Source organism: Evansella sp. AB-P1 (assembly GCF_029688925.1).
In the GTDB taxonomy this organism is placed as follows: domain Bacteria; phylum Bacillota; class Bacilli; order Bacillales; family Salisediminibacteriaceae; genus Evansella.
On sequence record NZ_JARUKY010000027.1, the window covers coordinates 1 to 11,157 of the forward strand.

The window sequence follows — 11,157 nt, forward strand, 5'->3', positions numbered from 1 at the left end:
ATCATACTTATTATTTTTAGTATTGTTCTCATTTTACCTTTTTATAATAAAGGTATTCTTTTGGATTATTTAGGAATAACAATTGATATACCTTTTCAGTCTACAGTTGATGTCCCAAATTCATATTCTACTATTGATTCAAATGAAAGTGGAATCCCTGATCCTATCGAGCTTGTAAATGAGGCACGGAAAGAGGTAGAACAACGAACCACATATCGAAGTGCTTACTATGGAGGAGGGTATCCTCCTGATGATGAGGGAGTATGTACGGATGTCATATGGAGGGCTTTCAAGGCAATTGATGTGTCCTTAAAGGAGTTAATGGACGAAGACATTAAAAATAACATAGAGCTGTACCCGAGAGTTAATGGTACTCCTGATCCTAATATTGATTTTCGAAGAGTCCCTAATCAGTATGTTTATTTTGAGAGGCATTTACAATCTTTGACGACAGAAGTAATTCCTGGAGATGTAGATAATCTAAAGGAATGGCAGCCTGGAGACATCGTTCTTTTCTTAAAGGATTACCATCATGTTGGAATCATTTCAGATAAACGGGCCCGAGACGGCACCCCATATGTCATTCATAACTCAAGACCACATGCTTCAGAAATAAAATTAACTTCTTTTCGTACCCCTATTGCAGGACATTATCGGTGGAATTATGAAGATTAACCTACGGATTTGTGTTTGAACTTATTCGAAATTGAAAACTAGATTATTCTAATATTTCACATATAAATCATGGGAAGTGTACTTTGTTCATACATATGAATGGAGTACTTTTTTGTGAACTAAAAAGTATTTAATCTAGTTGTTAGAGGTGTACGAATGCTATATATGGCTTTCTTTTATGTGTACATAGAAGCAATAAAAATAATTGTACCAGGCATTATTGCATTCATTGCTGGGATAGTAATTGCGTCAAGGGGAAATCGGAAAAAAAATGCAAAAGCAAGGTTTTATTCTGTATATTTTCCTATTTTTAAGCTTATCGAACCACACTTATACAAAAGAATCACACACGATGATGCTCTAAAAATAATTAATGAAGTGAATCAGCTAATAGACGAGCATTATGAGTTATTCGATCCAAGCTGTCTATATGCATTTAAATACTTTAGGAATGATCTTCTAACAAAAGGTACGATAAACGAGAATTACTATGATAGTTTTTGTCGCTTAATTGAACGGGATTATGATAGTTTAGTAAAGGTACTGAACTTACCAAGAAGAACTCTTTTTTATAAAATATATACTAATCATTATAGAAAGAAGCCAAAAATAATTGTTGATGAAGCCTTACAAAAAATAACAGTTGGATTTTTTGTTCTTTCTGGACTTTTATTTTTAATTATTATCTCAAAGCTGATCATTGATTTTATCGAACAGGTTTCAATTCTCTTTTACAATAATATTTAATAACAATATGTGTTGTTGTTATATTCCTCAAACAGAGGGACAGGTTGTATTTTATGGTATAATTAAATACGCTTTATACACAAAGTAGTGAAACAATTATTTTAACAAAATAGCAAACCTTCTCTCCAATCAGGATTTAATTGTAATTAGCTGTTAGAGAGTGGGTTTTTCGTGTATCTAGAAAGGAAAAGGACTAAATAACATGTATTATTGGATAAAGCATCGTTTTTATATTATCTATTCTTTTATTATGCTAGTTTATTTGGGTAATGTTTTTATAGGAAGTGAAGTATTAACGTATATCATTGGTGTTTTTACGATTCCTATTTTTATATTGTCATTTTTTCATGCTTCACGCTTGTTTAAAGTGCTAGGATCAGTTTTTACCATAATAGGATCAATGTTGTTTTTTCAAAGTGGTTTACCTATTCGTGAGGTTTTACCATTTGTTACGACTAATTTAGGTTTAATATCCCTATTATCTGTTTTACCTTGGATGAATAGCGTCGTTCGAGCTGGACGCTATGATAGACGAATAAATGAGTTAATGAAGATGAATGTATCAGATTTAGGAAAGCTCTATGTTCGATCGACAATGACGTCATTTACACTCATTTCCTTTATTAGTATGTCAGGTATACCACTAACACAAGGTGTATTAATGGAAAACCTATCCCATTATTCAAAAAAAATAAGAGACGTTTTTATTAGTCAAACAACACTCCGTGCATTTTCTATGGCTCTCGTATGGAGTCCAATGGAAGTCCTTGTTGCAATTACTGTTGATGCTACAGGAGTGAGCTATCTTACGTATTTACCTTGGCTCGTTCTATTTACCTTCATTATGATGATGTTAGATACAGCTTGGGGAAGAAGAGCATATAAAGAAATTCCATATGAACCTGCTCATAATCAACCAAGTAAAACATTTTCTTTGAAAGGTATAATATTAAACATCGTACAATTGTTTGTTGCTTTAGCTCTATTTCTTGCCTTTGTTGTCATGTTTAGTAATGTAACGGGGTTAAATTTTATTCTTTCTGTAACCTTCGTTATTTTTCCATTCACTTGTTTATGGTCCATTGTAATGAAACGATGGAAAAGCTTCATAATAATTGGCTGGAACACTTGGAAAATTAGAACAAATGCCATGCAAAACTTTTTTGTTCTATTTGTTTCGTTAGCTTTTTTCTCGAACACTTTAAATGCGACTCCTCTTTTAGGGATCATACAATATCCATTTATGATTGCTTCTGATTATCCGTTATTACTTCTTTTTGCTATTCAATTTACGTATTTATTTATGAGTATGTTTGGAATCCATCCAATTGCTACCATCGGTATTTTGATCGAAATTGTAACACCATTGTACGAAGTGATGGATCCATTAGGAATCGGTTTAGCATTAATTATAGGAGCATTATCCACGGTGAGTGTATCCACATATGGTGTAATTGTAACGATGACTTCAATGAATACTGGTCAAAACCCTTACCATATCACTCTTAAAAATATGCCGTTTGCACTGGTTTTCGGAACATTAGGAACAATATTTGCTTACTTTCTATTGTAGGTGTTAAAGGTAGAGTGAGATAAGGGAGGATGAGACGGCGCCTCCCAATTAGAATTCTTTTCCTACGAAACTAGATGATTATTAATACCCTTCAATTAGTACTTGCAGATTGAAAATATGTAAGGAGGGATGGGTTTGATTAGAAAAATTTATATTCTAACCATGCTTATTATTGTAGCCAGCATATTAATTTCTCCTATTTTTTACGCTGAGGAGTGGCAGGAGAAATCACTCGTATCTCTTGGAGATTCGATAACACAAGGCTATAATCTTAACAATCCCGAAGATGAGGCATTCCCATATTTAATTAACGATGGAAATTTTCAAGTTACTAATTTAGGGATAGCTGGATGGACAACCTTCAATCTACTATCTGTTTTAGAAGAAAATGATAAATCGTATCTTGATGCAATTAAGAAAGCTGATGTTATTACATTAAATATTGGTAATAACGATTTGATCCAAGCATTAAATCTTCAAGATTTAATAAATGATCCAACCACATTTAATATTTATGATATTTCAGAAAATGTAAAAGCTGCATCAGACAGTATGAATGATAATTTAAATGAGATAATTTCTATTATACGTTCAAATACGAATGCACCAATTATTCTCTATAATATTTATAATCCAATGTCATTGAGAGAAAATATAGTTAGTGAGTTTATATACTATGCTATTGATGAAATTATTTTAAATGTAAATCAAGCAATAATTTCTCCGTTTGATTCAACAGAAGATAACATTGTTGTTGTAGATGCTCATTCTGCATATCATGGAAATCAGTCCGAATTCTTATTACCATATGGTGATATTCATCCGAATAAAATAGGACAGCAAGTGTTAGCTGATTTGGCCAACGAGGCACTAGTAACAATTAACGAACTTACAGAAGATGAAAAAGATGAAAATTCCCAATTTGATGGGGAAAATTCTAATGTACGAACAAACAGTGAGTATGATGATGAAATGAATGAAGAAACTGAAAAAGAAGTTATGGCACAAAATGTAGAAGATGCAAGTTCTGTCAAAGACATAAATAATGAAGGTGTATCTGAGATGTCTCCATTAAAAGGAGCAAGTGAAGCTGAAACAAAGGTAGGGAAAGATCGAAATATTGTGAACAAAACAATCGAAGTAGTAGCGTTTATACTAATCATTTTTTCTATCTTATTCATTATTTATATAAGTTGGAGGCTATTAAAAGGTAGTCACAAATAAGTTGGAGAATCACATTTAAGTTAAAAAATGATGTTAAAGTGGAGGCTGCATTGCACAGTCTTCTCTTTTATATTTGCCTTTTGTTTTTCATTAACGGTGTCTTCCATACCGTAGATAACGCCGCATCTTATTACAGAACTTTCCGAACGAGAAAGCCCATCTCCTTTAGGTGGAGTATCAGTATCTTTCTATTAGTAATACTGACTAGGATAGCTTCTTAAAAGTCCTCAAATCCATCCAATAAACATATTGAATAATCTGAATATTATAAGTATAATATTCAGATTATGAAAGTTACAACTAAATATTAGGAGGAATTCGTTTGAGGAAGAAGAAAGTAATTCATGCAATTCTTGTTATTCTACTTGTTTCAATGTTTTACGCACCATTAGTTTTAGCAGATGAAACCGAAAAGCCTTCCCTTGTAGCGCTAGGAGACTCTATTACCGCTGGATTTAATCTTGCTGATCCAGAAAGAGAAGCATTCCCTTTTTTAATTGGAGGAGGACAACTTGATGTAACGAATCTAGGAGTTCCTGGGTGGACAACGTCTGATTTACTAGATGCTTTACAAATTGATGAAGCGTTTATACAGGTAATACAAGATTCTGATGTTATTACAATTAATATTGGAAGCAATGATTTACTTCAAGCAGCAAGATTTGCTGAAATAATGGCTAATCCTACCTTGTTTGATCCTGCTCAAATGAATGATGATGTACTGGCTGCTTCAGGATTATTATCTAGTAATTTAATAGATATTATAACGCTAATTCGTACAAATTCATCATCGCCAATTGTCCTTTATAATATATATAATCCAATTGTTGCAGGAGATGACATGTTTAGTGCCACTCTGTTCCAAGCAGCAGATGCTATTATTAAAAGTGTTAATGAACATATTATTTCTTCTTTTAATTCAACGGAGTATGGAATCGTAGTTGTGGATGCCTTTGTTGCATTTGATGGAAATCAAGAAATTTACATGTTACCTAATGATGTTCATCCAAATATAGTTGGGCAACAGATTTTAGCTGGATTAGCTAATGCTCTATTAGCTACTATCCTCCCACCACCTGAAGAACCAACTGAAGAAGACCCACCAATAGATGAGGAACCTCCGGAAGAACCTATCATAGAAGAGCCGCCAATTGAAGAAGACCCTCCAGAGGAAGAGCAACCGTCAGAAAATACTGAGGAAGAACTTCCAGTTTTTGAGGAAGAGGAGATAGAGGAAGAAAAATCAAATGAAGAGGATCAAACTCATACTGAGGATGATGAAAAGAAGGAAGAGAAGGAAAAAGAAATAAAATCAGAACAGCAAACATCAACGAATTCTGAGGATGATAAGCATAAGCTTCCGAATACAGCTTCAGCATTATACACATATTTAGCAATTGGCCTTAGTGTATTGATGTTAGGTTTTCTTCTATTAGTTTTTTCAAAACAACAGTTGAAAAAATTAAACTAATGAAAAGATACTTTTACATGTATATGAAAAGCAGGCGAATTTAATTTTCATAACCTGCTTTTTATATTCGAAAGAAATAGGGACTGAACTAGGGGGAACTGAACCTTATAGACAAAGCTACTGTTGTAATTTCGACTTCGCATGAAATGTATGAATTTTCATCCCCCATGGTGCAATTTCTACTTGCATATGAGGTCTACCCTGAAAGTAACTATGCCAAAAATAGAAACTTTTTTTCTTACTTATTTTCCAAGTGAAAATCCATGAAACAGTCGTCCTCCGTATGGTTCTAATACTTCATCAACAAGCTGAATTACCTTTTCCTTCTCTCCAGTTTTATAAAAGTGATCAAAGGCATGAATGAATTTTTCAGCAAATGCTTCATCAAATTGTTTTAACATACGTACAACCCATTTAGATGAACCAAGCCATTTTCCATTTGTTCTTAAGACAAAGCGCTGAATATGATTAGCTAAGGAATTAGCAATGAATAATTCTTCTCCACGAACGTTGCTACCGATAAAGTCGTCTAGTAAATCTGTAATAAAGTACCTTTTCTTATGAATAGTTTCCTCTGTCCATGGAGCTGGACCGGTTTTTAGCATCTGAATAGCTTCAGCTTTTATGGAAGGAATAACACCATGATCAACAATAACAACACCCTCCGCTACCATTTGTTGATGAGAAGGGATAGCTCGTTTTGCATCAGATTCAAAAAATTGTCTGTATGATGTTAAATTATGGACAAACATCTCAATAGGCCATTTATTAAAAACAATTGACTCACGAAAACTTGATTGAATATTCATATCAAAAATGATGACATCTAAATCTGAAGTGGCAGTAGCCTCGCCCCTAACGACACTGCCAGCTAGTAGAGCACCATGACAATGAGGGTATCTAGTATAAATAAATTGAGACGCTGCTTCCAATGGTTTCATTCTATTTTCAATTGACAAAATAACCCACTCCATTCAATAAAATCAATATGTAGTATACTAGGCAATCGCCTACGTCTAAAGGCTTGACACTAGCCAATTTTTCTTAATTAATTATATATATGATCAAAATTACAATCATTAAACTTTATTTTAAATTGACTTTTTACTATACCAAATCAAATAAAAACAGGCTGATACTTTTGAAGTAACAACCTGTTTTAGAAAATAATTATTATACTACGTTTTTCATGATATTAATTTTATCTGCAGGTACATTAATTTCGTGGATTGTAATCTCAGGTCTACTACCTATTCGAATATTAATTCCTGTTTGACCTAGCCCTTCGTTAATATAAAAAACCTTTCCTTCATAATGAATAAGTCCTTTGATTAAGTTTAAGCGGACGAGTTTTCCGAACTTTTTCAAATGATAAGGCTTCGGCCAACAGATTTGTCCTCCATGAAAATGACCAGATAGTAAATAGTCAAAAGAATAATCTTTCATGTGTAAAACAACATTCGGATCATGTGTTAAGACAAGACGGAATGTTGTACTTTTTACTTCTTTATAAGCTTTCTTCACATCATGTCTTTTAGAATGATGGTCATCAATTCCAATAAGTTGAACTGGTTGACCATTGATGTAAATTAATTTATTTTCGTTTACTAATAAATTCACATCATGCTCTACTAGTATATTTTTTAATATTTCTATATGTTTCTTTCTCAGCTTGTAATCATGATTTCCTAATACGGCATACGTACCATATTTTGGTTTCAATTGCTGTAAAACCTTCAAATAGCCTGGAAGTATAGATAGTGTTTTAGGACGATCTAGAAAATCACCGGTTAATGCGATAAGATCAAAAGGCTTATTCCTTAATTTTTGATAAAGGTCCTCTGGTGAAATGGAAATATGTTCCAGGTGCAAATCAGACAGTTGTAACACTCGAATTGACATCGTGCTAGGATCAGTAACATCATTATGGAGAGGTGTAATGGTATTTATACTTATATGGTGGGTATTTTGATTTCCTTTATAGTAAAAGTAATAGATGAAAACTCCAATAATTAATATAAATGATAATATCATTAACAGTCCCCCTTTAATGAATGATAGGATCTTAAACAGTATAAAGGAATTTTATTCAGGGTGTAACAAGTAAATTGTGGTTATTAGATTTTAACCAAATTTAATTCATTTGATGTCTTTAATTTATGGTACATTATTGTGATTTTGATTGAGGAGATAAACATTAATGTATACAAAGAAACAAATATTTTGTATAATTACTTCGACATAAAAATATTGGATGTTAAATAGGTGTTTCTATTTTAGTATTGCTAGAATAGGAGCTTAATAGGGAAGTTTGGTGAAAAACCAACGCGGTCCCGCCACTGTAAATGGGAGTTATCTACACGATGTCACTGTCTTTCAAAGATGGGAAGACGTAGATAACAATGATCATGAGCCAGGAAACCTGCCTATTTTCACTTTCACCAGTACTACGAGGATAGGAGGGTGTTAAGAAGTAAACGGTAAGTTTACATCATTTCTTAATCTCACTTCTCCTTCTATAAGGGGATTTTTTTTATGTTCAAAACTACATACAAAGGATGAAGGAGAGAAGAATTTATGGTTAAAAGAATGACGAATGTTATGTTGAGCTTTCTATTAATATTTGCTTTGTTTTCAGGAAGCTTTCAGACTACAGTTTTTGCAGATGCAGAAGGAGAAATTGGAACACTTACCATTATTGGAGAGGATGGAAATTTCCTTCTTGAACCAACAGAGTATGACTATGAAGAGGGAGATACTGCTTTTGATGTACTAGTAAATGTAGTAGGAGAAGAAAATATAGAGTATGAACAATCCTCCTACGGAAAATTCATTCAAGGGATTAATGATTTAGTAGGAGATGGAGTTAGTAGTTACTGGTCATTTTATATTAATGGTATCGGTTCTCAAGTTGGAGCTGATAGCTATGAAGTTTATGAAGGGGATAATTTAACCTTCCGTTTTATGGATGAAAATGTTCCTCAAGATCCTTCAGTAGATCTTATGGTTGTTGGTGATGAAGGGACAATTAAAGAAACCCAGTGGCCAGTTAATTTCTATGCTGAAGAAGAACCTACGGCTTTTGATTTACTAAAAGTCGTTATGGGAAATGAGAATGTTGATTACAGTATTCATCCTCAATGGGGTCTTTCTTTAGATGGTATAGCAGGAATACCTGTAGAAGACCCTTATTGGTGGGCCTTCTATGTTAATGATGAACAGGCAAATGTTGGTTCTGGAAGCTATAAGCTTCTATCTGGAGATGAAATCCTATTTAATTATGAATCCTGGGCTCCTGTAGAGGATGACAACGAAGCTCCTGATGAGGATGAAACGGATGAACAAAATGGTGAATCAAACGGTAATGATGACAGTACCACTGATGACTACTATGATGTTGAAGCACTATCAGCTGCAGTCCAACAAGCAATTCAATACGTATTAGGAAACGCCATTGGTGAATGGGAGGCTATCGCTTTAAAGCAGGCTGGAGAAGATATTCCATTATCCTACCTAGAAAACGTGAAGGAAGCTGTCAAAGATGCTGAAGGACAGTTCCGAAATATTACAGATACAGAACGTTATGTGTTAGGAATAGTCGCTGCAGGAGGAGATCCAACAGCGTTTCAAGGCTATAACTTAGTGGAAGCTATTTATAATGGAGATAACATGACACGACAAGGACTTAACGGTGTCATTTACGGATTAATTGCATTGGATAGTGCAAATTTTGAAGTTCCCGAAAATGCTGTTTGGAGCAGAGAGGCCCTTATTGAACACTTACTGGATGCTCAAAATAATGATGGTGGTTGGGAATGGAGTGGTGGCTCCACAAGTGATTTAGATACGACAGCAATGGTTTTAGCTGCATTGGCTCCATACCAAAGTGATGAAACGGTATCTGAAGCAGTTGACAAAGGAATAAACTATTTGTCGGAAAGCTACCATGCTGGAAAAATTGACAACAGTTCAACTGCAGCCCAAACGGTAATTGCTTTATCCGCATTAGGAATGGATGCAAATGGTACATCCTTTACAAGAAATGAAACGAGTTTAATAGAATTCCTACTAAGCTTCCAAAATGAAGATGGTGGATTTTACTGGAAGGATGAAGCACCTAGTGATTCCTTTTCAACAGAACAAGCCTTCCGCGGTATCGTTGCTTACCAATTATTTGTTCAAGGGAATGCATCATTATATCGTTTAGCTGACGAAGCTCCAGTTTCGACTGAGGAAGAGAATAATGCTGAGACAGATAATGACGAAAATGAAGAAGAAAAAGAAGAAAAAGAAGAAAAAGAAGAGAAAGAAACGAATAAGGACGAAGCTACTGGAATTGATTCTGATTCTGAATCAAGCAATCAACAATTAGAGAAAAATGAAGAAGGGGATCTTTTGCCAAATACGGCAACAAACCAGTTTACTCTTCTTTTAATAGGACTTCTACTTTTATTATGTGGAATAGCTTTTTATGTAATAGAGAGAAGAAAAAGATTAATCAATTAGATCGAATGAAAATCGATTGCTCCCTCTTGTATTTAATATACAAGGGGGAACTCGTATTTTCATGAAAAAGTGAAGGAGGATAAAGATGAAGGGAAGAATCTTCAACGGAATTACTGTTTTGTTCTCCATATTACTTATCTTAAGTTTACTTGGCTGTGGAACAGGAAATAATTCTGTTTCCTTAGGAAATGAAAATAACGTAAGTAATGAAGTAGAGGAAGCTTTTGATAATGATCAGTCGAGTGAAGAAGAGGAAAATGATTCAGATGTATTGTCAAATGAGAATGAAGAGAAGGAGGAAGGTGCTGATACAGATGCGTCTCCATCAGATGATACTGTATCAGAGGTGAAGGAAGAAAAGGGAGAAGTCTCTCCACCTTCGTCCTCGCAAAAGGAGGCAGAAAAAGAAAAGAATCCTCCATCCTCTATCTCCAATGAGAACAAAAATAAGATAGACACATCAAGCAATAATAATTCAAGTGCAAAGGAAGAGACTACGAAAGAAAAACAATCCACTTCTTCCTCATCTTCTGAACAGACAAAAGAGAAGGATAATACTAAGGATAATAAGGAATCAAGGGACACTAGTAAGACGGAAACGAAGGAAGAGACAAAGACACCTGACCCAACAGTCACGATAGTTGTAAAAGGACCGAAAGAAGTTGGAACGATTATTAATAGGTCTACCGTTACTATCAGTGATGGAGATACTGTACTTGATGTCTTATTAAATGTAGCAGGGCAACAGAATCCTTCCATTCATGTTGACTATAGTGGAAGAGGTGCCATGGCCTACGTTCATGGTATTGATAACTATTATGAGTTAGATTATGGCCCACGGAGTGGTTGGATTGGAAAGATAAATGGAAATGATCTAACAAAAAGTGCTGGTGCAACGTCTGTAAAGGATGGAGATCATGTGGAATGGCTTTATATGGAAGATTTTATGGGAGATAGCTAA

9 protein-coding genes and 1 riboswitch are annotated in these 11,157 nt (G+C 34.2%); of the genes, 7 read left to right on the forward strand and 2 right to left on the reverse strand.

The annotated features are described in order from the left end of the window. The 5 genes from QA612_RS20395 (at nucleotide 1) to QA612_RS20415 (ending at nucleotide 5,690) form a co-directional block, all read left to right on the forward strand. Complete coding sequence (locus tag QA612_RS20395) at nucleotides 1-675, forward strand: DUF1287 domain-containing protein (RefSeq protein WP_278285678.1); 675 nt, start codon at nucleotides 1-3, stop codon at nucleotides 673-675. 156 nt (nucleotides 676-831) lie between these two features. Next, entirely contained in the window at nucleotides 832-1,422 is a 591-nt protein-coding gene (locus tag QA612_RS20400; protein ID WP_278285679.1) for a hypothetical protein, read from the forward strand. Between the two features lie 202 nt (nucleotides 1,423-1,624). Beyond that, nucleotides 1,625-2,995 (forward strand): hypothetical protein, encoded by a 1,371-nt coding sequence (locus QA612_RS20405; protein WP_278285680.1) that lies wholly within the window; start codon nucleotides 1,625-1,627, stop codon nucleotides 2,993-2,995. Between the two features lie 135 nt (nucleotides 2,996-3,130). Further along, nucleotides 3,131-4,219, forward strand: a complete 1,089-nt coding sequence (locus tag QA612_RS20410) for a GDSL-type esterase/lipase family protein (RefSeq protein WP_278285681.1) — start codon at nucleotides 3,131-3,133, stop codon at nucleotides 4,217-4,219. 322 nt (nucleotides 4,220-4,541) lie between these two features. Continuing rightward, entirely contained in the window at nucleotides 4,542-5,690 is a 1,149-nt protein-coding gene (locus tag QA612_RS20415) for an SGNH/GDSL hydrolase family protein (protein ID WP_278285682.1), read from the forward strand. A 242-nt stretch (nucleotides 5,691-5,932) separates the two neighbouring features. Here QA612_RS20415 and QA612_RS20420 read toward each other — a convergent pair whose 3' ends face one another. Both QA612_RS20420 and QA612_RS20425 read right to left on the reverse strand, forming a co-directional pair. Beyond that, nucleotides 5,933-6,631: a nucleotidyltransferase domain-containing protein gene (locus tag QA612_RS20420; protein ID WP_278285726.1), complete on the reverse strand. Its 699-nt coding sequence runs from the start codon at nucleotides 6,629-6,631 to the stop codon at nucleotides 5,933-5,935. A 232-nt stretch (nucleotides 6,632-6,863) separates the two neighbouring features. Next, on the reverse strand, nucleotides 6,864-7,724 hold the full coding sequence (locus tag QA612_RS20425; RefSeq protein WP_278285683.1) for a metallophosphoesterase: 861 nt from the start codon (nucleotides 7,722-7,724) through the stop codon (nucleotides 6,864-6,866). 212 nt (nucleotides 7,725-7,936) lie between these two features. Continuing rightward, nucleotides 7,937-8,134: riboswitch (cobalamin riboswitch) on the forward strand. Between the two features lie 133 nt (nucleotides 8,135-8,267). Here QA612_RS20425 and QA612_RS20430 point away from each other — a divergent pair. Together QA612_RS20430 and QA612_RS20435 are read left to right on the forward strand one after the other, a co-directional pair. Further along, a complete protein-coding gene (locus QA612_RS20430) occupies nucleotides 8,268-10,196 on the forward strand; it encodes a DUF4430 domain-containing protein (protein WP_278285684.1) in 1,929 nt (642 codons plus the stop codon). A gap of 85 nt (nucleotides 10,197-10,281) precedes the next feature. Continuing rightward, nucleotides 10,282-11,157 carry a DUF4430 domain-containing protein gene (locus tag QA612_RS20435; protein ID WP_278285685.1) on the forward strand — a complete coding sequence of 292 codons (876 nt, stop codon included), beginning with the start codon at nucleotides 10,282-10,284 and terminating at the stop codon, nucleotides 11,155-11,157.